This window comes from Pseudomonas sp. TYF_14 (assembly GCF_043105275.1).
In the GTDB taxonomy this organism is placed as follows: domain Bacteria; phylum Pseudomonadota; class Gammaproteobacteria; order Pseudomonadales; family Pseudomonadaceae; genus Aquipseudomonas; species Aquipseudomonas alloputida.
In genome coordinates this window covers 84,298-107,824 of sequence record NZ_JBICLK010000081.1, presented here as the reverse complement: position 1 = coordinate 107,824, position 23,527 = coordinate 84,298, and the positions used below count along the sequence as shown (strand labels likewise).

General features: G+C 63.7%; 20 protein-coding genes and 1 tRNA gene. 11 read left to right on the top strand and 10 right to left on the bottom strand.

The genetic code is table 11. The features are described from left to right. Positions 1 to 19: 19 nt before the first annotated feature. The 5 genes from dkgB to ACF8O8_RS20945 all read left to right on the top strand — a co-directional run bounded on the left by dkgB (position 20) and on the right by ACF8O8_RS20945 (position 5,511). Complete coding sequence (dkgB, locus tag ACF8O8_RS20965; protein WP_010953327.1) at positions 20 to 823, top strand: 2,5-didehydrogluconate reductase DkgB; 804 nt, start codon at positions 20 to 22, stop codon at positions 821 to 823. Between the two features lie 20 nt (positions 824 to 843). Continuing rightward, entirely contained in the window at positions 844 to 2,016 is a 1,173-nt protein-coding gene (locus ACF8O8_RS20960; RefSeq protein WP_049587587.1) for an MFS transporter, read from the top strand. Between the two features lie 162 nt (positions 2,017 to 2,178). Beyond that, complete coding sequence (locus ACF8O8_RS20955) at positions 2,179 to 3,411, top strand: MFS transporter (protein WP_392510366.1); 1,233 nt, start codon at positions 2,179 to 2,181, stop codon at positions 3,409 to 3,411. A gap of 36 nt (positions 3,412 to 3,447) precedes the next feature. Then, positions 3,448 to 4,221 carry a helix-turn-helix domain-containing protein gene (locus ACF8O8_RS20950; protein ID WP_010953324.1) on the top strand — a complete coding sequence of 258 codons (774 nt, stop codon included), beginning with the start codon at positions 3,448 to 3,450 and terminating at the stop codon, positions 4,219 to 4,221. A 141-nt stretch (positions 4,222 to 4,362) separates the two neighbouring features. Beyond that, positions 4,363 to 5,511: a M14-type cytosolic carboxypeptidase gene (locus ACF8O8_RS20945; RefSeq protein WP_010953323.1), complete on the top strand. Its 1,149-nt coding sequence runs from the start codon at positions 4,363 to 4,365 to the stop codon at positions 5,509 to 5,511. A 76-nt stretch (positions 5,512 to 5,587) separates the two neighbouring features. On the opposite strand, the gene ACF8O8_RS20940 is transcribed toward ACF8O8_RS20945, so the two are convergent. The 7 genes from ACF8O8_RS20940 to ACF8O8_RS20910 form a co-directional block, all read right to left on the bottom strand. Continuing rightward, positions 5,588 to 6,559 (bottom strand): spore coat protein U domain-containing protein, encoded by a 972-nt coding sequence (locus ACF8O8_RS20940; RefSeq protein WP_392510365.1) that lies wholly within the window; start codon positions 6,557 to 6,559, stop codon positions 5,588 to 5,590. After that, positions 6,556 to 8,853 (bottom strand): fimbria/pilus outer membrane usher protein, encoded by a 2,298-nt coding sequence (locus tag ACF8O8_RS20935; RefSeq protein ID WP_392510449.1) that lies wholly within the window; start codon positions 8,851 to 8,853, stop codon positions 6,556 to 6,558. The genes ACF8O8_RS20940 and ACF8O8_RS20935 overlap by 4 nt, the downstream gene beginning before the upstream one ends. Positions 8,854 to 8,961: 108 nt before the next feature. After that, positions 8,962 to 9,738, bottom strand: a complete 777-nt coding sequence (locus ACF8O8_RS20930; RefSeq protein WP_049587580.1) for a molecular chaperone — start codon at positions 9,736 to 9,738, stop codon at positions 8,962 to 8,964. Between the two features lie 40 nt (positions 9,739 to 9,778). Further along, positions 9,779 to 10,282 (bottom strand): spore coat U domain-containing protein, encoded by a 504-nt coding sequence (locus tag ACF8O8_RS20925; protein ID WP_010953319.1) that lies wholly within the window; start codon positions 10,280 to 10,282, stop codon positions 9,779 to 9,781. Positions 10,283 to 10,285: 3 nt separating this feature from the next. Next, a complete protein-coding gene (locus tag ACF8O8_RS20920) occupies positions 10,286 to 10,819 on the bottom strand; it encodes a spore coat U domain-containing protein (protein WP_010953318.1) in 534 nt (177 codons plus the stop codon). An 18-nt stretch (positions 10,820 to 10,837) separates the two neighbouring features. Beyond that, entirely contained in the window at positions 10,838 to 11,374 is a 537-nt protein-coding gene (locus ACF8O8_RS20915; RefSeq protein WP_010953317.1) for a spore coat U domain-containing protein, read from the bottom strand. A 30-nt stretch (positions 11,375 to 11,404) separates the two neighbouring features. After that, a complete protein-coding gene (locus ACF8O8_RS20910; protein WP_350297632.1) occupies positions 11,405 to 11,932 on the bottom strand; it encodes a spore coat U domain-containing protein in 528 nt (175 codons plus the stop codon). A 268-nt stretch (positions 11,933 to 12,200) separates the two neighbouring features. Between ACF8O8_RS20910 and ACF8O8_RS20905 the strand changes: the two genes are divergently transcribed. The 3 genes from ACF8O8_RS20905 to ACF8O8_RS20895 are packed head-to-tail and all read left to right on the top strand — an operon-like array spanning position 12,201 to position 17,325. Further along, positions 12,201 to 14,447 carry an ATP-binding protein gene (locus tag ACF8O8_RS20905; RefSeq protein ID WP_392510364.1) on the top strand — a complete coding sequence of 749 codons (2,247 nt, stop codon included), beginning with the start codon at positions 12,201 to 12,203 and terminating at the stop codon, positions 14,445 to 14,447. Positions 14,448 to 14,462: 15 nt separating this feature from the next. Continuing rightward, on the top strand, positions 14,463 to 14,924 hold the full coding sequence (locus tag ACF8O8_RS20900; RefSeq protein ID WP_003250360.1) for a response regulator: 462 nt from the start codon (positions 14,463 to 14,465) through the stop codon (positions 14,922 to 14,924). Between the two features lie 13 nt (positions 14,925 to 14,937). Beyond that, entirely contained in the window at positions 14,938 to 17,325 is a 2,388-nt protein-coding gene (locus ACF8O8_RS20895) for a response regulator (RefSeq protein ID WP_392510363.1), read from the top strand. 117 nt (positions 17,326 to 17,442) lie between these two features. Here ACF8O8_RS20895 and ACF8O8_RS20890 read toward each other — a convergent pair. Continuing rightward, positions 17,443 to 17,517 (bottom strand) — tRNA-Gln (locus tag ACF8O8_RS20890). 259 nt (positions 17,518 to 17,776) lie between these two features. Between ACF8O8_RS20890 and ACF8O8_RS20885 the strand changes: the two genes are divergently transcribed. After that, the gene (locus ACF8O8_RS20885) at positions 17,777 to 18,019 is read left to right on the top strand and encodes a hypothetical protein (RefSeq protein WP_020193386.1); all 243 of its coding nucleotides are present in this window, start codon (positions 17,777 to 17,779) and stop codon (positions 18,017 to 18,019) included. Between the two features lie 132 nt (positions 18,020 to 18,151). Continuing rightward, positions 18,152 to 19,222 (top strand): cell division protein ZapE, encoded by a 1,071-nt coding sequence (zapE, locus tag ACF8O8_RS20880; protein ID WP_049587571.1) that lies wholly within the window; start codon positions 18,152 to 18,154, stop codon positions 19,220 to 19,222. Between the two features lie 112 nt (positions 19,223 to 19,334). Here the strand turns inward: zapE and ACF8O8_RS20875 are convergent, their stop codons facing one another. After that, positions 19,335 to 21,224, bottom strand: a complete 1,890-nt coding sequence (locus ACF8O8_RS20875; RefSeq protein WP_010953311.1) for a propionyl-CoA synthetase — start codon at positions 21,222 to 21,224, stop codon at positions 19,335 to 19,337. A 180-nt stretch (positions 21,225 to 21,404) separates the two neighbouring features. Here ACF8O8_RS20875 and ACF8O8_RS20870 point away from each other — a divergent pair, with 180 nt between their 5' ends. Then, positions 21,405 to 22,271 carry a LysR family transcriptional regulator gene (locus tag ACF8O8_RS20870; protein ID WP_010953310.1) on the top strand — a complete coding sequence of 289 codons (867 nt, stop codon included), beginning with the start codon at positions 21,405 to 21,407 and terminating at the stop codon, positions 22,269 to 22,271. Here ACF8O8_RS20870 and ACF8O8_RS20865 read toward each other — a convergent pair. After that, positions 22,245 to 23,399 carry an HPP family protein gene (locus ACF8O8_RS20865; RefSeq protein WP_010953309.1) on the bottom strand — a complete coding sequence of 385 codons (1,155 nt, stop codon included), beginning with the start codon at positions 23,397 to 23,399 and terminating at the stop codon, positions 22,245 to 22,247. The two genes, ACF8O8_RS20870 and ACF8O8_RS20865, sit on opposite strands and share 27 nt — an antisense overlap. Between the last annotated feature and the right edge of the window lie 128 nt (positions 23,400 to 23,527).

Here is a 23,527-nt window from a genome sequence, read left to right as displayed (position 1 = left end):
CCTATTCAGGAGCAACCCCATGAGCGTTCCTTCCTTCGGCCTCGGCACCTTCCGCCTCACCGGCCAAACCGTCATCGACTCGGTCAAGTCTGCCCTGGCAGTCGGCTACCGTGTCATCGATACCGCACAGATCTACAAGAACGAAGCCGAAGTCGGCCAGGCCATCGCCGAAAGCGGCGTGCCGCGCAGCGAGCTGTTCATCACCACCAAGATCTGGGTCGACAACTACGCCGCCGACAAGCTGATCCCCAGCCTGCGTGACAGCTTGCAGAAACTGCGCACCGACTACGTCGACCTGCTGCTGATCCACTGGCCAGCGCCGGGCAACGGCGTAGAACTGCCCGAGTACATGAAGGCCCTGGCCGACGCCAAGCAGCAAGGCCTGGCTCGCCAGATCGGCGTTTCCAACTTCAACATCGAGCTGACCAGGCAAGCCATTGCCGTGGTCGGCAAAGGGGAAATCGCCACCAACCAGATCGAGCTCAGCCCCTATCTGCAGAACAGCAAGCTGACCGCGTTCCTCAAGGAACAAGGGATCACCGTGACCTCGTACATGACCCTGGCCTACGGCAAAGTGCTAAAAGACCCGGTACTGGCCCAGATCGCCGCCAAGCACAAGGCTACCGTCGCCCAGGTTGCCCTGGCCTGGGCCCTGCAACTGGGCTATGCCGTGATCCCGTCGTCGACCAAGCGTGAAAACCTGGCCAGCAACCTGCTTGCCCGTGGCCTGACGCTGGACACCGACGACATGGCACGCATCGCCAAGCTGGAGCGCAACGGCCGCGAGGTCAGCCCTGACGGCCTGGCGCCAACCTGGGACTGACACCGATGACTGCTCAAACAATGAGACCCGGCCGCGTGCTCTTCGCGTTGGCCATTGGTGCCTTTGGCATCGGCACTACCGAGTTCACCCCGATGGGGCTGCTGCCGGTCATCGCCCAGGGCGTGGAGGTGAGCATCCCCAGCGCCGGCATGCTGATCACCGCCTATGCCATTGGCGTGATGGTCGGCGCGCCGATCATGACCCTGCTGTTCAGCCGCTTTGGGAAGCGCGCTGCGCTGATGGCGCTGATGGCCATCTTCACCCTTGGCAACCTGCTGTCGTCACTGTCGCCGGACTACTACACCCTGCTCGCCTCGCGACTGGTCACCAGCCTCAACCATGGTGCGTTCTTCGGCCTGGGAGCCGTGGTGGCAGCCAGCGTGGTGCCCAAGGAGAAACAGGCCAGCGCCGTGGCCACCATGTTCATGGGCCTGACGATCGCCAACATCGGCGGCGTGCCGGCTGCCACCTGGATCGGCCAGCAGATTGGCTGGCGCATGGCATTTGCCGGTACCGCCGTACTCGGCCTGCTGGCCATGGCCGCACTGTGGTACGCCCTGCCCAAGGGTGAACGCGGCAGCGTGCCGCATGTGCGCAAGGAACTGGCGGTCATTGCCCGCCCCAGCGTGCTGCTGGCAATGGCCACCACCGTGCTCGGTGCCGGTGCCATGTTCACCTTGTACACCTACGTGGCGCCGGTGCTGGCCGAACTGACCGGTGCCTCGGACGGCTTCGTAACCTTGGGACTGGTACTGATCGGGGTTGGCTTCACCCTTGGCAACAGCCTGGGTGGCCGCCTGGCCGACTGGTCGCTGGATGGCGCGGCGAAGATCTTCCTCGCCGTGCTGGCGCTGATCATGCTGGCGATGCCCCTGGTACTGGGTAGCCACATCGGCGCTGCCATCGCCCTGCTGGTCTGGGGCATGTTCACCTTCGCCGTGGTACCGCCGCTGCAAATGCGCGTCATGACTGCCGCCATCGAGGCGCCAGGCCTGGCGTCGTCGATCAACGTGGGTGCGTTCAACCTGGGTAACGCCGTGGGCGCGGCGCTGGGTGGTGCGGTTATCAGCCTGAACCTGGGCTACGCCGCCGTGCCGATGGCCGGAGGTGTGCTGGCAGCTGCGGGGCTGTTGCTGGTATGGCTGGGCGGGCGCCACAAGGTCGCCGGCAAGACCGCAGCCGATATGGCCTGAAGGCAATCATCTGCAGGAGCGCCTCCGTTCTCCTGACAGGCTGTGGGCACGGATGCCCGAAACGCGACATTGGCTGCCTGTTCGGCGTGAGACAGGCAACCTCGGCACTGGATAACCTGCTGCGGCGACGCCTTGCTCCCTTGCCATAGAAGAACCTTGCCCATGACAACCTCCGCCGCCTCCGTAGCCGCCGCCACGCCTGCCGACCAGCCTCAGGGCTTTGTCGTGCGCATCGTCGGTGCTGCTGCATTCGCCCACCTGCTCAATGACCTGATTCAAGCCGTACTGCCGTCGATCTACCCCATGCTGAAAAGCGATTTCGCGCTGAGCTTCGCCCAGATCGGCTGGATCGCCTTGGTCTATCAGGTGACCGCTTCCCTGCTGCAACCCTGGGTCGGCATGTTCACCGACAAGCACCCACAACCCTACCTGCTGCCTGCCGGCATGTTGGTAACGCTGGTGGGCATCGCCCTGCTCGCCTTTGCCGGCAGCTATGAAATGCTGCTGGTGGCCGCCGCCGTGGTCGGCGTGGGTTCGGCCACCTTTCACCCAGAGGCCTCACGGGTGGCCAGAATGGCTTCCGGCGGGCGCTTCGGTACCGCGCAATCCACCTTCCAGGTCGGCGGCAATACCGGCTCGGCCCTCGGCCCGCTGCTCACTGCTGCCATTATCATTCCGCACGGCCAACCGGCCATTGCCTGGTTCATGCTGGCCGCTGCGCTGGCTGTTCTGGTGCTACTGCGGGTGACGGGCTGGAGCGTGCGCCACGGCCAGGCCCGGCTCAAGACCTTCGCGGGCCAACAGGCCCCCGGCCTGTCGCAGGGTGCCATGTGGCGCGCTGTGGCGGTGATCGCCGTGCTGATGTTCGCCAAGTTCGTCTACATCGCTTCGTTCACCAACTTCTTCACCTTCTACCTGATCGAGCATTTCGGCCTGAGTGTGCAGCACAGCCAACTGTACCTGTTCGTGTTCCTCGCAGCCGTTGCGCTGGGCACCTTTGCCGGTGGCCCGGTGGGTGATCGCATCGGGCGCAAGGCCGTGATCTGGGTCTCGTTCCTCGGTGTGGCGCCCTTCGCCCTGGCCCTGCCCCATGCCAGCCTGGCCTGGACAGCCGTGCTGGCGGTGGCCATCGGCCTGGTGATGTCCTCGGCATTCGCTGCCCTGGTGGTGTATGCCCAGGAGGCGGTGCCAGGCCGGGTCGGCATGGTTTCGGGGGTGATGTTCGGGCTGATGTTCGGCATCAGCGGCGTGGGTGCAGCCGGCCTGGGCACACTGGCCGACCGGCATGGCATCGAATGGGTGTACCAAGCCATCGCGTTCCTGCCGCTGCTCGGGTTGGCCACCGCCTTGCTACCGGCCACCCGCTCGCAGGCCCGCCCTGGCCGTTGCTGCTAAAGTGGCGCTGCCAGGCTGCTTCGATACGAGGTCACGATGGTAAAGCCGCAACGTGAACTGCTGGTGGAGGTCGATGAGTGGACCTGGGAAGTGGGTAGCCGTGCGACCGACTACCCAAGCGACTGGTTCATCGAGCCCCATAGCCACACCAAGCATCAACTGATCTATGCCATCAAAGGCCTGATGATCGTCGAGTCCGGAAACGAATGCTGGACGGTGCCACCCAGCCGAGGTGTGTGGATGCCTTGCGGCCAGGTGCATGCCATTCGCTGTGTCGGCGACGTGAAGATGCGCAGTGTGTTCGTGCGCAGCGACGCGGCAACCGGCCTGCCCCTGCAGAGCAAGGCCATCAGCATCTCGCCCTTGCTCAGCGAACTGATCAAGGCCTCGGTGGGGTTCACCGCACCGTTTGCCGAGGACTCGCGCGAAGCCCGGGTCATGCGCCTGATCCTCGACGAAATCTGCGTACTGCCGACCTTGCCGCTGAAGCTGTCGCAGCCCAGCGACCAGCGCCTGCGGGTGATCTGCACGGCATTGCATGAACGGCCCGAGGATAACGCCACCGTTGCCGACTGGGGCCTGCGACTGGGGGTGGACGAAAAGACCATCCAGCGGTTGTTCCGCAAGGAAACCGGCATGACCTTCGGCCAGTGGCGCCAGCAGGCGCGGCTGATGCAGGCACTGGAGCGGATTGCCTTGGGCGAGCGAATCATCGATGTGGCGGGGGCCTTGGGCTATGACAGCCCAAGTGCCTTCGCCAGCATGTTCAAGCGCCAGTTCGGTACCACGCCCAGTCAGTTCTTCAGATAACCTGAAGTCCACGCATTTGCCGGCACTGGCCCGCCGCATACGGGCTGTCCGCTGACGGCTCGCCCTGCCTGTTCTTGCACAGCATCCCCGCCAAGCCGTATACAGTACCCCTACAACAATGCCCGCAAAGGAGCCCGGCACATGACCGTGACGCTGTCCCCCCTGCAGATCGACTGCGATTTCGACTCCGGCAACATACAGGTACTGGATGCCAGCAACCCGGCCCAGGTACACCTGGCCATTCGCCCGGACACCCACAGCGGCCACTACCAGTGGTTCCACTTCAAGGTCAGCGGGCTCACACCGGGGCAGGTCCATCGCTTCAGCCTGGACAACGCTTCTGGCTCCTCGTACAAGAATGCGTGGAGCGGCTACAACGCTGTGGCCAGCTACGACCAGCAGCGCTGGTTCCGTGTGCCAAGCCAGTTCGACGGTACGGCGCTATCGTTCGAGGTGAAGGCTGAACAGGACCAGATCTGGTTCGCCTACTTCGAGCCCTACCCGCGTGCCCGCCACAACCAGCTGATCGAACGTGCCTGCCAACTCCCGGGGGTCGAGTTGCTGGCCAGCGGCCGCAGTGTCCAGGGCCGTGATATCCCCCTGCTGCGGGCAGGCGACGGTGCCGAAGGCAAGCGCAAGCTGTGGCTGATTGCCCAGCAGCATCCGGGCGAGCACATGGCCGAATGGTTCATGGAAGGCGTGATCGACCGCCTGCAGGCCAACGATACGGTGGTCGAGCAATTGCTGGCCAAGGCCGACCTTTACCTGATCCCCAACATGAACCCCGACGGCGCCTTCCTCGGCCACCTGCGCACCAACTTCAAGGGCAAGGACCTCAACCGCGCCTGGCAGGACGCCAGCGTCGAATTCAGCCCGGAAGTGTTCTTTGCACAGGCGCAGATGAAGCAGTACGGTGTGGATGCCTTCATCGACGTGCACGGTGACGAAGAGATCCCCCACGTGTTCACGGCCGCATGCGAGGGCAACCCGGGTTACACCCCTCGGCTGGCCAAACTCGAAGAGCAGTTCCGTAGCACCTTGTGCAGCCTGACTCGCGACTTCCAGACGGTGCATGGCTATACCCGTGACGAGCCCGGACAGGCGAACACGACGCTGGCCTGCAATGCGGTGGGCATGGCCCATGACTGCCTGTCACTGACGCTGGAAATGCCGTTCAAGGACCATGACGACGCGCCCGATGCCGTCACCGGGTGGTCGGGGGCGCGCTCCAAGGCACTGGCCGGGGCGGTGCTGGAGACCTTGGCCAGCATGGTTGGGGATTTGCGCTGAACCTCGCCTTGCGCAGCCCCTGCGGGAGCAGCCCGTCGCGACAGGCGGCGGCTGCTTCGGGGGTATTGACCGCCGTTCAGAACTGCACATCCAGTATCACACTGTCGGTGTAGTTCGCAGCCGGAGGTGTCGCCTGATCGGTATAGACCTTGGCGTTGTAGTTGAACACCTGGCTACCCGTGCCGGTACCTACGCCGGGGTTGATGTCGGCATCCGTACTGGAACGCCTGGCAGCCCCGGACGCCCCCCAGCGCACGGTGCCGGCACTTTTGAAAATGTCATAGGCCAGGTAGTTGTTGGCCGAAGACTTCATCCGCCGCCGCCCACCGGACACGTTCTGCCCGTCACCCAGCCCTACCGTGTAGCTGCTGCCCTTGGTGCATGACACGTTTATGCCCTGGCTCACCGTGCCGAACCCCGCCACCACCGGCGCACTGGCGAAGCTGATGTCAGGCGTGGTGATCTGGCAATCGTTGGTCACCGTCAGGCTCACGTTCAAGAGCTGGCTACCCGAGCCGATGTCGCGCCCAAGGCATATCCCCAACGCGCCAATCCCCGAACAATAATCCCAGCTCCAGGCCACGGTCAGGGCCTCTTGATACAACCCGGCCGCGACATTGCTGCCAATCTGGGTGCGCATATAGATCGGCACCGCCTTGGGCGTGGTACCGCCGAGCAGCCCCAGCAAGTCGAGGATGCCGTTGCGGGCGAAGTCGTAGGCCACACCCCGGGTAATCGGGTAGCGGGTGGTGTTGTCGGCATACAGCGTGTAGGGAATGACATCGCCTGTCGGGCCGACCAGCCCACCCGAGGCGGGCGTGATCGTGGCGTAGAAATGATCACCGCTGCTGAGCAAGGTCAGCAGCGAACCGGTGCACTGCAACCCCGAGTTGAGGCTGGAAGCCGTCTGTACCGTGTTGCGAACCTGCGTTGAATTAAGGCTGCCAAACGCTGCCGGCAACGTGGCCACCGACGAGCAAAGCGCCAAGGCCGTGCCGCTCGGCAACAGCAGCACGCTCGCCACCAGGCCCCGCCGCCAGGCATTCATCGGCACACCAACGGACCAATCAAAGGGACCGAGCCTTGCGCCTCGGGCAGGTCGAACGCCACTTCGCAATGCCCACCCCCTTCAAGCGCCACCTGAAGGCGGTTATGCGACGACAGGTTCTCCAGATACACCAACCCGTCCCACCCCACCACCGCCTGGGTGCCACTCTCTGCGTGGGTAACACGGCTACCCAGTTTGAGCACCTGCTGATTGCCATCCACCAATTCGATACTGGCCGCCATGACGCGCTTGAGGGGGAACTCCAGCAAGTAGCCACTGCCCCGTCGTACCGCCACACGCTGCTCAACGTCCGGCGCGAGGACATCCGGTGGCAGGTTCATCGGATCGATCTCGTACTTGCCCCGGTAGTAACCGCTGCTGTAAGGCACCAGCAAGTGCCCCTTGGCATCGGTACGGCCGATTTCCTGGTTTTCATAACGCACCGGTACATCGGCGTAACCTGCGGTGCTGACCACCACGAAGGCATCATCGATACGGTTGGCGGCGAACACGCCGGCATCCATCCACACCAGAGAACCACTGGCGTCGGCCCAGCGGGTCATCTCGCCGCTGCTGCCATACGTACCGGCCTGCAATTGCACCGATTGCAGGCGCCAGGTGACGTCGGCCTGGCGATAGGCATCACGGTCGCTGCCTGCGGCATAGCCCAGGTTGTAACCGACGCCGACACCGGCTGGCACCGCACGGCTGTAGTTGACCCGTTGCAGGGTCTCGCCTTCATTGCTGCGTTCCATGCTCAGCGCCAGGGTGCCGTGCAGGTCGAACGGGATCACCAGCTGCGCCTGCACCGCCCACTGGCTGTCCCCCACTTCACGGTTGGCCGAGAGGTACACACTGCTGCTGCCCCACAGCGGCTTGCTGTAGCTCAGGTTGATCAACCGGGTACGCGTACCGTCACCGGCGCGCACATCGAAGTAGCCAGCGCCAATGCTGCCGTACTCGTTCAGGTTGACACTGAGGGTGACCTGTTCGCTGCTTTTGCTCAGTTGCATGTCCGGGGAGCCCACCCGGCTCAGGTCGGCATAATCGCCATGGCGTTGCAGGCGTTGGTAACCGAAGCCGATGCGCTGGCTGTTGTATTGGTAGCCAAGGGCGACCTGGTGGCCCTTGTCGCCCTCGAACCGGCTTTGCGCCAAGGCAGCGTTGAGCACGCCGAAGTTGCCCACGCGCATGTTGCCGCCCAGCCCACCCAGCATCAGCGACTCCGCCGTTTCGGCGTGGGTTTCCAGGGTGAACATGTCACTGAGCCCATAGCGCAGGCTGCCCGAGGCAATACCCGGCCCATAGCTGAAATCGCGTACACCGTAATCACGGCGCAGGCTGCCGGCGGCCACCGAGTAGTCCGACAGGCCCTTCTGCAGCAGGCTGCTGGTGACGTAGAACGGCAAGGTGGTCGACACCTGCCGGCCAAGGGCATCAGTGGTGACCACCACCGCCTCCCCGGCACCGTTGATGAACGGCACGTTGGTGAGGGTATACGGGCCTGGCTGCAGTTCGGTGGTGCTGGACTTGAAACCGTTGATGAACAGGTCGAGCGACGTGGGCACCGCCGCTTCGCCGGCGAACGCAGGCAACGGGTAAGTGACAAGATCCGGACGCGCCGCGAAGTCGCGTGACAGCTGCACCCCGCCCACTCGCACCGAACTGCTCCAGGGCAAGGCGCCCGTCACGAAGTCACCGGCTTCGTAGGTCAGCAGGCGCTGCTCGTCTGTAAAGCGCCAGGTGGTGTCGTAACGCATGAAGCCACGGCGGGTATCGTCCGCCTGTGCGCCATTGAAAGACTGACGCCACTGCCCGGTACTGGAAAAGGTACCCCAGCTGTCGAACAGGCGCAGCTCGTTCCAGGCGGCCAGGTAGGTACCGCCTTCATCGGTGTCGTTGAGATACAGGTCGTAGTTGAACAAAGCGCCAAAACTGCTGCGCGCATCGCTGGCCGGGTAAAGGTTGCGATCACCCACTTGCTGTTCTGGCAACCAGGCTGGCGGCACCTGCAGCAGCAGGCGCTGGTTCTGACTGTCGTAGTCGGTGTGCAGCCCCGCGATGCTGTCCAGGGCCACCTCCCCCTGGGGGTTGCCCGGCAGCGAGACGCCGGCTGCACGCAATACGTCGCTGTCCAGGTACAACCGCCCGGCCCGCTGCTGCACCGGTATCAGGTCAACCCTGGGCATCTGGTTCACCACCAGGTCGAGGTAAAGGGTGGCCTCGGCGATGGCGGACATCTCCGTGGGCGGTGGGGGCAAGTCGTCGGCCAGTACCAGCGCGGGGCTGACCATGGCCAGCCCCAGGCACCAGCGGCACGTCGTCGCCGGGAGCCATTTCACACACGGTTTCCAACCATTGCCGGGTCCTCCCTGGCCCCTGCACTTCATTCGGCCGTTGGCTCATTGGCCTTGGCGGATGGCGTCCGCCGAGTGTTGACCATTGACCCTGCCCTTGAGCACGCTGCCGTTGCCGGATGCCACGGGAGCCGGCCAGCGCATGCTTGCCCCCGGCAGCACATAACCCAGCAGGCCTTCAGCCAGTGGCTTGCTCTGGCTGCCTTGCTGCACGACCACATCGGTCAGCCGCGCATGTACCGGGCCCGTGTTACGCAGTTCAATGTAGGGCTTGCCCTGCACCGTCACCGGGCGCCAACTGAGCTGCGGCTTGCCCACGCCCTCGGCATTGCGTCTGCCGTCAGGGTCGGCCTTGCCCCACAGCCCTTCGCCATAGACGAACAGCGGCACCGAATAGCGCATCTGCAATCGAATGGCCGCCGTCGCGCCGGGCTCGGCCTTGTCGACCGGGATGGCGGGCGGAATCTCGTCGATGATGATGCGGTAGGCCTGCTCCTGGCCGGCGGGTGAAGGGCCGGTACGGGTCAGGCGGATCAGTTGCTTCTGCCCGGGTGCAATGTTGGCGACCGGCGGGCTGCCGATAATCTCGCGCTGCGCCTGGAACTGCTCCTGGTAATCACCCTGGCGCCAGGCGAATACCCGCACCTGCAGGTTTGCCGGCGCAGTGCCGCGGTTTTCCAGCCACAACGCACCCGCCTTCTGGTCGGCCTCCAGCACCGGGTCGATCGGCCAGATCAGCACCGAAGTGGCCGCCCAGGCCGGCAGGCTTGCCAGCGACAATAATCCAGTCAATCCACGCGTCCACTTCGCGCCTGCCCGCATGCAGCTCTCCTTAGACACTTGTCATGGGTGGCGCTGGCCGTTACCAGGTCACCGTCACTTGCACCACATCGGTGTAGGTCCCTGCCGGCTGCGTGCCGGTCAGCTGAACCCGCCCGTACACCGGTAGCTTGATCGCCGTCGGGTCGGAATAGCTCACCGCCACGCTCTGACCGATCCCCAAGGCCTGGCTATAGGCGGCGTCCCGGTACAACTGGTAGGCCAGCACTTGCGTGCCACTGGTGCGCTTCAGGTTGCGTGTGCCACTGGCACTGTTTTGCCCGCCGTCCAGGCTCATGCTCATGGCCACGCCCGGGGTGCACTGGAACGTCACGGTAGAACCACCCAGCGATGTGCTGAGCAGCCCCGTGGACAGCGCCGACTGCGAGCCATAATCGAGCGTGCCGTAGCTGGTGACACCCCCCACCACCAGGCACCCGGCGACAACCTGCGCCGTCACAGTGAAGGTACTGGTAGTCACTGCCCCCAAAGGAGCGGCCAACAACACGCTGACGCCAGTCAGGCCTCCTGCCAGCCAGCCGCGCATGGGTCAGAACGACAGCTCGACCGAGATCGTGTCGCTGTACACCCCTGCGGGCAGGCCCGGCTTGCCGACGGCCTTGCCATAAAGGTTGACCGTCTGAGCGGCGCCGGTACTGGTCGGCAGGGTGATGGTGTCGTCGACCGCCAGCAGCGCCGTACGCCCCGCGTCGGTATAGAGGTCGTACGGTACAAAGTTGCCAGAACCATCGGCGAGCGCACGGGTGCCACCGCTCGACTGGCCATCATGCAGGCCTGCACTCACTTTGATCACAGGTACCGTACCTGCAGAGCACAGGATGCTCATGGCGCCTCCCCCGCCTCCCAGCACCTGGGCATCGGCGGTGACGAACAAGGCATCCTCGGTACCGAAGTCCAGGGCACCGAAGTCAAGCCCCGACGTGCCCGACGTGCCATTGACCTGGCAGGCCGCAGTCAGCGTCAGGGTCGAGCTGATACTCCCTGTCACCGTGGCCGCCTGGGCCTGGGAAGCCAACGCCAGGCCCAGGCCTGCGAGGACGCAATATGAAAGGTTCGTTCGCATCGGAGTCTCCTTGCGTGGTTACCAGTCCAGGGTCACTCTGAGGGTGTCGCGGTAAAGCCCGGCCGGCAGCGCACGCGGTTGCGCCACGACCACACCGTAAATGGGAATCGGTACTTGCTGGCTGCTGCTAATGGTGAAGGCCCGTGCCTGGCCGACGCCGTAGCGGCTGTTGCCGCCTGGGTCGACCGCCAGCTGATAAGGAATCAGCTCACGGCCGTTGCTCAGGCGGCGAATGCCATCGTCGCCATTGAGGCCACCATTGATACGCACGTTGAAGGCCCGAACCTCAGGCGTGCAACTGATCTGCAGGCTACCCTGACCGCCCACTTCGTCCACCTGGCTGCGCAACGGCTGGTCCCAGTTCGGACCGCGCTCGCCAAAGTCCAGTACGCCTGGGTCACCCAGCACGGCCGGTTGCGTCTCGTTGCTGCTGATCTGGCAAGACGCGCTGATCACCAGTCGCGCCTGGATGAAACCGGTGGTGCTGCCATGCACGGCACCGCCGGGGACCAGCAGCGGGCCGAGGGTGAGCAACAGGATCGAAGTGCGGCTCATGGCATGGCGTCCTTGTGCATGGTGGCGTCCTTACCAGGTGACGGTGACTTTCAGCAGATCGGCATAAACCCCTGCATCCGGCACCCAGGCCAGTTTGTCGATACGTGCATATAGCGGCAATTCAACCGAACCGCTGCCCGGCACACGCGCCGACTGGGCTACCCCCACCGCCAGCGGCTTACGCCAGGCAGCGTCACGGTACAAGCGGTAAGGAATGGGCCGCGCCTGGCGATCGTCGCTGGCCAGGTAGCGCAGTTCGCCGACGCCACCATGCTGGCCACCGTCGACGCGCACCTGATAGGGCGTATCCGGGTTGCACTCCAGGCGCGGCGGACGCTGGCTCAGCAGCACACCACTCAAGGGCGCGCCAGGGCCATCCAGGCGCGCCGTCGCCCCTAGGTCGATACGTCCCAGGGCCTGAGCTCCCGCATCGCGGGTCTGGTTGACCAGCATGCAGCCACGCTGCACCAGTACCCGCACTTCCACGAGAAAATCCGCCGCCACGGTACTGCCGCTGAACAACAGGCCGAACAGCGCGGCCAGCATGCGCTCCGTCACCTTGTTATCCTTATCGAAACGTCCTGAACTGAGCGTAGCAGTGAGGCGGCGCAGCCGATGTGGCATAAAGCCATTTTTTTTGTATTAGCGACAAAGCGATACCGTGGCATCAAAAAAAGCCTGTACCGCACAGAACCCGTGGCCACCCCGTGCCTCCAATGGCCAGGAGCCGGTAAATTTGCCGGGATTCTGTTAGGGTGAATCGTATTCGTCCCGCGCCAGACACCTGTGCCGTACACGGACGGACATGACAGGAGCTTTTTCAATCATGACTGCAGACAACTCACTGGCAGACGCCATGGAGCGCTGTGCCCAGGAACCGATCCAGGTTCCGGGCAGCATCCAGCCTCACGGCTTTCTGCTGGTGCTGGATGCCACCGACCTGCGTGTGCTGCAGGCCAGTGAAAATGTCGAGCACTGGTTGGGCTTGCCAGCCCGCGAACTGATCGGTTGCCACTTCGCCGACCTGGTTCACGAGGGCTTTGACCTGCACGCGCACCTGACACGGCTTCCCGAAGATGAAGTCTTCCCCTTCCACATTGGCGACGTGCGCTTGCGCCAGGGCGCACCCATCAGTGCCATGCTGCACATGCTGGTACATTGCCACGATCAGGTACTGATTGCCGAGTTCGAACCACCCCGACTGCCAGCAGACCTGGTCGGGCAAGGCGACTACTACCCGTTGGTGCGCAGCTTTGTTGCCAGTTTGCAGATAGCCAGCAGTATCGAAGACCTGCTGCAGCAAACGGTGTTGCAGCTCAAGCGGATCACCGGCTTTGGGCGGGTCAAAGCCTACCGTTTCGATGCCGAAGGCAATGGCCAGGTGCTGGCCGAGGTAGTCGACCCCGGCTACCCCAGCTACGCAGGCCTGTGTTTCCCGGCTGCAGACATCCCGCGCCAGGCGCGCGAGCTGTACCGGGTCAACCGTATCCGCGTGATCGAAGATGCCAACTATCAGCCCTCGCCACTGCTGCCCGCTACCAACCCGCGCACCGGCAAGCCGCTGGACATGAGTTTTGCTGCGCTGCGTAGCGTATCGCCCGTGCACCTGCAGTACATGCGCAACATGGGCACGCTGGCTTCGATGTCGCTGTCGATCGTGGTTGACGGCCAGCTGTGGGGGCTGATTTCCTGCCACCATCAGCAGCCACGCCCGGTGGACCTGCGCACCCGCACGGCCTGCGAGCTGTTGGCCAGCGTGCTGTCGTTGCAGATAGAGTCCCGCGAGTCCCATGCCAGTACGCGCAAGCTGTTGACGCTGCGCCAGCACATCGTACGCATGATCTCGTCCATGGCCGACCACGACAGCGTAAGTGACGGCTTGCGCGACCTGCCTGAAGTGCTGCTGGCCTTCGCCGACGCGCAGGGCGCGGCAGTGATCTCGGCCGAGCGCTGTGACCTGATCGGCCAGACCCCGCCTGAAGCCCAGGTGACGGCGCTGGTGCACTGGCTAGGCCAACGTGACGAAGACAAGGTATTCCATAGCGACAACCTGCGCCGCGACATCACTGAGCTGCCCGAGCTGGCAAACCATGCTGGCGGGGTGCTGGCGGTGGCCATCTCGCAGATCCACTCGCACTACCTGCTGTGGTTCCGCCCCGAGCAGATACGCACGGTCAACTGGGCCGGCCAGCCGACCAAGCAGGTCGGGCCACAGGGCAACCTCGACCCGCGGCACAGTTTTGAACGCTGGCAGGAAGAACAGCGCGGCTATAGCCAGGCGTGGGACCCGCTGGTGATCGAGGGCGTGATAGAGTTGCGCGCCGCGGTACTGGGCATTGTCCTGCGCAAGGCCGAAGAACTGGCACAACTGGCTGGCGAATTGCGCCGTTCCAACAAGGAGCTCGAAGCGTTTTCCTACAGTGTTTCCCACGACCTGCGCGCCCCGCTGCGGCACATCGCCGGCTATACCGAACTGCTTGGCGAGATCGAAGGCCAAGGCTTGAGCGAACGCGGCAAGCGCTTCCTCCAGCATATCGGTGAGGCGGCGCACTTTGCCGGCAGCCTGGTCGACAACCTGCTCAACTTCTCGCAGATGGGCCGCTCGGCCTTGCGCCTGTCCGATGTCGACCTCAACGCCCTGGTCGAGGCCATTCGCAGCGAGCTGGCCCCCGATTACGAAGGTCGCGCAATCGTTTGGGACATCGCCCCGCTGCCCAAGGTGATCGGCGACCCGGCATTCATCAACATGGCCTTGCACAACCTGATAGCCAATGCCATCAAGTACACTCGCGGCCGTACGCCTGCTCGCATCGAGATCAGTGCCGTACAGCACCCTGAAGAAACCGAGGTCTGCATCCGCGACAATGGCGTGGGCTTCGACATGGCCTACGCCAACAAGCTGTTCGGCGTCTTCCAGCGCCTGCACCGCATGGAAGATTTCGAAGGCACTGGCATTGGCCTGGCGAGTGTACGCCGCATCATCGAGCGCCACGACGGTCGAGTCTGGGCCACTGGCCAGGTCGACCAGGGCGCCAGCTTCCACTTCACCCTACCCCGTAACATTGTTACCTGAGGCACCGCAACCATCATGCTCAAGCCCATTCTGCTGGTCGAAGACAACCCCCGAGACCTGGAGCTGACCCTGCTGGCCCTGGAGCGCAGCCAGTTGGCCAACGAGGTCATCGTGCTGCGTGACGGCGCCGATGCGCTCGACTATCTGCTGCGCCGCAACGCCTATGCCGAGCGCGATGACGGCAACCCTGCCGTGCTGTTACTCGACCTGAAACTGCCCAAGGTCGACGGCCTGGAAGTGCTCAAGGAAGTGCGCGCCACCGCAGAGCTGCGCAGCATCCCCACCGTGATGCTCACCTCGTCGCGCGAAGAGCCCGACCTGTTGCGTGCCTACGAGCTGGGGGTAAACGCTTATGTGGTCAAACCCGTGGAGTTCAAGGAATTCGTCACCGCCATCTCCGACCTCGGGGTATTCTGGGCAGTGCTAAACGAACCGCCACCCGGCTCACTGCGACTGAACCGTCGCGGTAGCAACTGAGGCCGCCGCAACGATGCAGCAAACGCCGTTGAAACTACTGATGGTCGAAGACAGCTCGATGGACGCTGAGCTTACCCTGATGCGCCTGGAGCGCAGCGGGCTGCATGTGCAGTCGCAGCTGGTGTTCGACCATGCGGGTGTCGAACATGCCCTGCGCCAGGCCCGCTACGACCTGATCCTGTGTGACTGCGTGCTACCAGGCTCGTCCGGCACAGAAGTGCTGGCCATCGCCCAACGCCTGGCACCCGACATCCCGTTCATATTCCTATCCGGCATTTATGGCGAAGAGCACGCGGTGGAAATGATCCGCCTGGGCGCGACCGACTATGTGCTGAAGAAGAACCTGCCACTGCTGCCCAAAGCCGTGCGCCGGGCCCTGAGCGAAGTACAGGAACGCCAGCGCCGTCGCCGCGCCGAAGAGGCCTTGGCGGACGTCGAAGCACGTGCCCGCATCGCCATCGACGCCGCCGGCATGGGCACCTGGGACCTGCGCCCGCAAGAGGGCCTGTTGCTGTGGGATGACCGCTGCAAGACCTTGTTCGGCGTGCCCACCAGCACCGAAATGAGCCTTGAAGTGTTCTACGCCGGCATCTACCCCGACGACCTGCCACTGGTGCGCGAGGCGGTGGAACATGCCATGCGCCCGGAAAGTGACGGTCATTACCGCGTGGAGTTTCGGATCGCGCAACCCAATGGCCTGGAACCCCGCTGGTTGCTGAGCAGCGGCCAAAGCCAGTTCGTCGATGATCAGTGCGTTCGCTTCTCAGGCGTACTGCAGGACATCCACGCGCAACGCCAGGCCACCCAGGCGCTGCGTCAGCTGAACGAGATGCTTGGCGAGCGGGTCGAGCGCCGTACCCGCGAACGCGATCGTGCCTGGGAGCTGTCGCAAGATTTGCTGGCCGTGCTGAACAAAGACCTGACCCCGGTCGCACTGAACCCCGCCTGGGAAGCCAGCCTGGGCTTCTCACGCGAACGCCTGAGCCAGTCCTCCTTGCTGCACCTGCTGCCTGAGCACGACCAGGAACAGTTACTCACCGAACTGGCCGCCCTCGCCCACGGCCGCACCAGCGCACGCTTCGTCGGTCGCATCCTGCATGCCGGCGGCCAACAGCGCTGGCTGTCGTGGGTGGTGGTGCCGGAGGACACCTTGCTGTACGTGGTGGCACGCGACATCACCAGCGAGCGCGAAGCCGCCCTGAGCCTGGCAGACGCCAACGCGCGGCTGCGCGAACAGATCAACGAGCGCGAGCGCATCGAGGCCGCTCTGCAGCAGATGCAGCGGCTGGAAGCGGTTGGGCAACTAACGGCTGGCGTGGCGCATGACTTCAATAACCTGCTGACGGTGATACTCACCGGTGCCAGCTTTCTGGAGCGCGATCTGGCCAAGGCCGACCTGGACAAGGCCCGCACTCGCCTCACCCATATCCGCGAAGCGGGCGAGCGTGGTGCCAAGCTGACCTCGCAGTTGCTGGCCTTCTCCCGCCGCCAGCGTCTGGAGCCGGTGCCGCTGAACCTCAACCGTACCCTGGCCGGCCTGGAAGAGCTGCTGCGCCGCACGCTGGGTGGCAACATCTCGGTACGGCTGGACCTTGACCTGGCCCTGTGGCAGGCACTGACCGACCCCACCCAGACCGAGATGATCATCCTCAACCTTGCGATCAATGCCCGCGATGCCATGTCCGACGCCGGCCAGCTGACCCTGACAACGCGCAACACCCTTATCGACAAGCGCCCGCAACGTCCGGAAGACCCGGACCCGGGCGAATACGTGATGCTAAGCATCCGCGATACGGGTTGCGGCATGAGCGAAGAGGTGCTGGCCAAGGTATTCGAGCCTTTCTTTACCACCAAGGACATCGGCAAAGGTTCGGGCCTTGGCCTGGCCCAGGTGTTCGGCTTCGCCAAGCAGTCCGGTGGCGGCGTGCGCATCGACACCACACTCGGTCGCGGTACCGAAGTGGCGGTATACCTGCCGGCGGTAAAAGAGGAGATGGTGAACGAACCCGTGCCAGCAGTGCTCAGTCAGTCGATCAGCGAAAGCGGCCATAACCGCACGGTACTGCTGGTGGACGACGACCACCTGGTGCGCGACATGCTAGGCGATGTGTTACGCCAATACGGCTACCAGGTGCGCCAGGCGCACAGCGGCGAGCAGGCATTGGCCTTGCTGGATGACGACATTGACCTGCTGCTGACTGATTTCGCCATGCCCGAGTTCAATGGTGCACAACTGGCGCTGGCTGCCCGCGAACGGTATCCCCGCCTGCCGGTGGTGTTTCTTACCGGTTATGCGGAGTTGCAGGGGCTGGAACTGCCGGGCAGCCTGGTGATCCAGAAGCCGGTGCAGGCTGATGAACTGGCCAGGGCGCTGAACGAAATGCTGGGGATTTCCGGGTAACCCGGTACGGCACGACCCGCGCTCAGGAGGCGCGGAGGCGCGCAAAATCACAAAAACGCGAAAACCCAGTGCTCATCTTTCCTGGCACCGGGTTGAATACGTATTAATCTTGAAAAATGGCAGGGGCGGCTGGATTCGAACCAACGCATGGCAGGATCAAAACCTGCTGCCTTACCGCTTGGCGACGCCCCTGTATCGGATGCAGCATTTGCTGCTCTGACAATTCCAACTGAGTGACAACTGGGTCGTTGTCTTGGAATGCGCGGCACTTTAACAACAAACTTTCGGTCTGTGAACCCCCCTGATAAAAAAAATTGCCAAAAAACAGCGAGTTAGTCATTTCGGTGCTGGTGCAGCGACCGTCCGTCGGTTTCCGCCCGCCTCGCTTCAACACAATCGCATTCCGCACTTCCAATCAGATAAGCCCATTGCATTGACCAAGGAGGACCCCATGCCTGTCTCTCACGACCTCTACCAGGACCTGCACTACCCGCGTGAAATCGTCCAGCAGCGCCGCCAGCAGGACAAGGCGCTGGATCGCCTGCTGGACGAGTACGTGGACATCGACAACCAGGTGCTGGCTGCCGAATCGATATCGGCCGGTAACTTCGTCGACGAAGACCTGCGCCACCTCAAGGAACGTCGCCTGGCGGTGAAGTACATGATCGAACGCCAGCTGGAGCGAAAGGCATAGCCCGCACAGGCACAAGAGGCGGCCAGACCTATCGCAAGAAGTGATGATTGCCCGGCACTTTCTCTATTAGTCAAAATGGCCGCTCTCGGGCAAGCTGCAGGCTGCCCCGCCATCGCCCAAGGAGCGTTGCTTTTGTCTGCCTGGATCCCTACCCCGCTGCGCCAGCTTGGCCAACGCTTGCGCGGCACCGCCAATCAACAGAGCGAGCTGCTCGGCTGGTTCGAGGACAAGGCGCACAGCCGCGGTTATCAGCTGAGTGACGGCCAGCGGCGGGTAATCCACTGCATGGCCGAACAACTGACGCAGCTTGAACAAGGTCAACCGCGCAGTCTGTACCTGTACGGCTCGGTCGGCCGGGGTAAAAGCTGGCTGCTCGATGGCTTTTTCCAGGCCGTGCCGATAGCCGCCAAGCTGCGCCTGCATTTTCATGATTTCTTTGCACGCCTGCACCAGGGCATGCACCGCCACCGGGCGCTGGACGACGCGCTGGGCGCAACGCTGGACGAGCTGGTGGGTGGTTGCCGGGTGCTGTGCTTCGACGAATTCCACGTGCATGACATAGGCGATGCCATGCTGCTCACCCGGCTGTTCAACGCCTTGTTCGCCCGTGGCGTGTACCTGCTGGTGACCTCTAACTACGCGCCCGAAGGGCTGTTGCCCAACCCGCTGTATCACGAACGTTTTCTGCCGGTCATTCGCCTGATCAACAGCTCGATGCACGTGCTCGAAGTCGGTGGCGACACGGATTTTCGCAGTTTGCCAGCCAACCGCGAGCATCAGCGTTTTACCCAGGGCCATTATGTCTGGCCGGGTGATGCGGCGCAGCGCCAGGCGCTGAACGTGCCGAACGAACAACCGGTGATACTGGACGTGAACAAGCGCCCGCTGCGAGCGCTGGCCATCGATGGCCGGCGGGTGGTGCTGGGCTTTGACGATCTGTGCGAGAAGGCCACTGCGGTCATCGACTACCTGGTGCTGGCCAGGGAGTATGACGAGTGGGTGATCGATGGGCTGGATGACCTCTCGGCGTGTTCGCTGGCGGCTCAGCAGCGTTTCGTCAACCTGGTGGATGTGCTGTATGACCAGGATCGACGGGTGATTGTCATAGGTAAACGTCCGCTGGAAGAGAGCCTGGGCGGCCCGCTGGCCGACCTGATGCGTACCCGCAGCCGGTTGGGGCAACTGCACCAGATTGCCCCCTGAGCCTGCAGTGCCTGAGATGGCCCTTTCGCGGGTAAACCCGCTCCTACACGACGGCCTCTGCCGAACCACCGATGCGCGTGCCGCCCGCGAAAGGGCCATCGAGGTCAAACCATCAACCCGCCCTGGGCAAATCTGCCAGCACCGCTTCGATCTCCCCTAGCACTGCCGGGTCATCCAGGGTCGACGGCGGCACATAATCCTGCCCATCGGCAATCTTGCGCAGCACCGCCCGCAGAATCTTGCCGGAACGGGTCTTGGGCAGGCGCTTCACCAGCCGTACCCGGTTGAAACAGGCCAGCGGGCCAATTTCCTCGCGCACGCTGCCCACCAGCTCCACCAGCAACTGCGCCTCGGCAATGCCCTCGCCATCCTTGAGTACCACCAGCGCCAACGGTACCTGGCCCTTGATCTCGTCATGCACACCGATCACAGCACACTCCGCTACCGCCGGGTGGCGGGCGACCAGGTCTTCCATTTCACCGGTGGACAAACGATGACCGGAAACGTTGATCACATCATCGGTGCGCCCCATGATGTAGACGAAACCATCATCGTCCAGATAGCCGCCATCGCCCGTGTGGTAGTACCCCGGATACGTGCGCAGGTAGGCCTGCAGGTAGCGCTCGTGATCCCCCCACAGCGTCTGACTGCAACCGGGTGGCAATGGCAGGGCAATCACGATCGAACCCTGATGGTTGGCCCCGAGCAAGTGGCCTTCGTCATCCAGTACGCGAACGTTGTAACCCGGCACCGCCCGGTTGCTCGATCCTGGCTTCGCCGCACTGCCCTCCAGCCCGACGCAAGGCGCGGTGACCGGCCAGCCGGTCTCGGTCTGCCACCAGTGGTCGTGCACCGGCTTGCCACTCACCCGTTCCAGCCATTCATGGGTGCTGGAATCCAGCTTTTCCCCCGCCAGGAACAGTTGCCGCAGCGAGCTGAGGTCATGTTTGCGAATCAGGTCGCCCTCCGGGTCCTCCTTGCGGATGGCGCGCATGGCCGTAGGTGCACAGAACAGTGCGTTGACCCGGTACTGCTCCACCACCCGCCAATAGGCCGAAGCATCCGGGGTGCGGATTGGCTTGCCTTCGTAGAACACCGTGGTACAGCCGCTCATCAACGGCCCGTAGACGATCAGTGAGTGGCCGACCACCCAACCGACGTCGGAAATGCCCCACCACACATCGCCGGCCTGCATGCCATAGATATGGCGCATGGCGTAACACAGCGCCACGGCATTGCCGCCGTTTTCCCGGACGATACCCTTGGGCTTACCGGTGGTGCCTGAGGTATACATGATGTACAGCGGGTCGCCGGCATCCAGCTCGACGGGCGCCACCGGCTCGGCGTCGGCCAAGGCCGCCTGCCAGTCCAGGTCGCGGCCTGGCAGCAGCTCAGCGTGCGCCTGTGGCCGCTGCAGCACCAGCACATTGCGCGGCTGGTGCCGGGCCAGTTGCAGGGCACGGTCAACCAGCGGTTTGTATGCAATGACCCGGTCGAACTCCAGCCCGCACGATGCCGTCAGCAACAAGGTGGGCCGGGCGTCATCGATGCGCAGGGCCAACTCGTTGGCGGCAAAGCCACCGAACACGACCGAATGCACCGCGCCGATCCGCGCGCAGGCCAGCATCGCCATGGCCGCTTGCGGCACCATGGGCATGTAGATGATCACGCCATCGCCCTTGTTCACCCCCAGCTGGCGCAGCAAACCGGCCAGGCGTGCCACCTCGTCGCGCAATTGGTTGTAGGTGTAGGTCTGCTGCACGCCGGTCACTGGCGAATCGTAGATCAGCGCCAACTGCTCGCCGCGGCCCTGCTCGATCTGGTGGTCGAGGGCCAGGTAACAGCTGTTCAGGCGGCCATCCGCGAACCAGCGGTGGGTACCGTCGGCGTTATCTTGCAGGGTCAGGGCAGGCTTGCGGTGCCAGGCCAGGTGTGCGGCCTGTTCCGCCCAGAAAGCGGCAGGGTCGGAAATGGAATGGGCGTAGCTGTGCTGGTAGCTCATGTCGTTAGAAACCCGGTACTTGTTGTTATTGAAGGGCGAAACTTGAGTATGGACCGCTATACCCACGCCGCCATGGGACTAAAGTCACAACCGACCTGCAAATTTGCAGACAACGCAATTACGCCCCATAACGGTGCAAAGCCTCTAGAATAGGCCTCCCCTTCAACCACCGAGCAGCCCATGGACATCGAGCAGGCCCGTACCTTCCTGGAAATTGTGCGTTGCGGCAGCCTGGTCGCCGCGGCCGAGCGCCTGTTCGTGTCACAAACCGCGATCACCGCGCGCGTGCAGCGCCTGGAACAGCAACTGGGTTGCCAGCTGTTCGTGCGTAGCCGCAGCGGCGCCAGCCTGACCAGCGATGGCGAAGCGTTCGTCAGTTATGCCAACCAGTTGGTGCAAACCTGGGAAGCCGCGCGCCGCGACCTGCCGTTGCCTGAAGGTTGCCAGCAGGTGCTGCATGTGGGCGGTGAGGTGAGCCTGGGCAACCCGATGATGCTCGACTGGGTAAGTGCCCTGCACCGTGAACTGCCCAGCCATGCCATCCGCAGCGAGGTCAGCGACGGAGAATCGCTGCTGCGCAAGGTCGAGATGGGCTTGCTGGACGCCGCGCTGGTCTACCAGCCGACCTACGGTCCAGGCCTGCAGGTGGAGCAGTTGATGGAAGAGAAGCTGATTCGCGTGCGCCGGGTCGAGCGGCCCGAGCCGTACATCTACATCGACTGGGGCGAGGCCTTCCGCCGCCAGCATGATGCGGCCCTGCCCGACTGCGCGCGCCCGGCGCTAAGCTTCAACCTTGGTCCGTTGGCCCTGCAGTTCATACTCGACCAAGGTGGCAGTGGCTACTTCCGCACGCGGGTGGTGCAGGCCTATCTGGACAGCGGCGTGTTCGAGCGGGTACCGCAGGCACCGGAGTTCACCTACCCGACCTTCCTGGTGTACCCACGCAAACGCGACAGCGAAGCCCTGCAACAGGCCTTCGCGATCCTGCGCCGGCTGGTAGCTGCCGGCGCCAGCGACTGGTCACAACGCTGGGACCCGGTTATCTGAAGCCTCGATCTTGCTGAGCAACTGACGCTTGAGGCCGGCGATCAGGTCGGTCTGGGTGATCACCCCCACCAGCTTGTCGCCATCAAGCACCGGCAAGCAGTGCAGGCCTTGTTCGCACAACAAGGGCAGCAGGCGTTCCAACGGGTGCTGGCTGCTGACACTGACAACCCGCCTGCTCATCACTTGTGCCATGCGCACCGCCTGGCGGCCGAACAGACCGCGCCAGCTGAAACGCCCACGCTGCATCGCCGGGCCAACCAGGTCGCTGAGGCTGACGATGCCCACAAGCTTGCCGTGCTGCAGGACAGGCAGGGTTTTCAGGTGATGGCTGGCGAGCATTTTCCAGGCCTGCTCCAGTGTGGTATCAGGCGTGGCGAACTGCACATCGCGGGACATCACCGAGGCCGCGGTGATACCACCAAGGCTGCGCTGCAGGGCGTGCTGCTCAGTGGCGAGGATGATGCGCTCCAGCTCGTCACGGCTGACGTCGACGAACTCGCCCAGCTCTTCCAGGGCCAGGTCCAGGTCTTCACTGCGGATGCCGACCCGCTCGCCGGGCAGTGGGTCATGGGTGTGGTGCAGGTCTTTGCGTGGCAGCGCGCCTTTCGGGTAGCGCACCCCCGTCAAACGGTTGTAGGCGATTGCCACTGTCACCAGTATCAACGCATTGAGCAGCACCGGCTCCAGCAGGTGATCGCCCAGGGCGGTCAACCCCGGGTCGGCCAGCACCGCACTCACTGCCACACCGCCACCCGGCGGGTGCAGGCAGCGCAACAGGCACATGACCAGGATCGAGATGCCGAGCGCCGCAGCAGCCACCCACAGCTCGGGGCCGAAGCCTTCGCGCATGGCCAGCCCCACTGCACCCGCCAGGGCGTAGCTGCCCAACACCGGCCAAGGTTGGGCCAAGGGGCCGGAATGCACCGCAAACACCAGTACCGCCGAAGCAGCCAGCGGGCCGAGCAAGTGCAGGGCGATGCTGGGACCATAGGCCAGGCTGGTCAGCCAGCCCGCGAGGAACAGGCCAAGCAGCGCACCGATACCGGCACGCAACCATTCTTTCGGGGGGATGTTGAGGGAGGCCGGCAACAGCCGCTGCAGACGACTTTCGGAACGCGAGGCAGACATTTGGGCAATCGGGATCTTTGGTTTTTCTGTTTAAAAAGAAAGCCCAGCCGAGTTGGCCTGGGCCTCGTATTGCGCATGCAATACCACAAGGGGCTCCGTCCGTGGAGAGATGGAAACCGCAGGGTTTC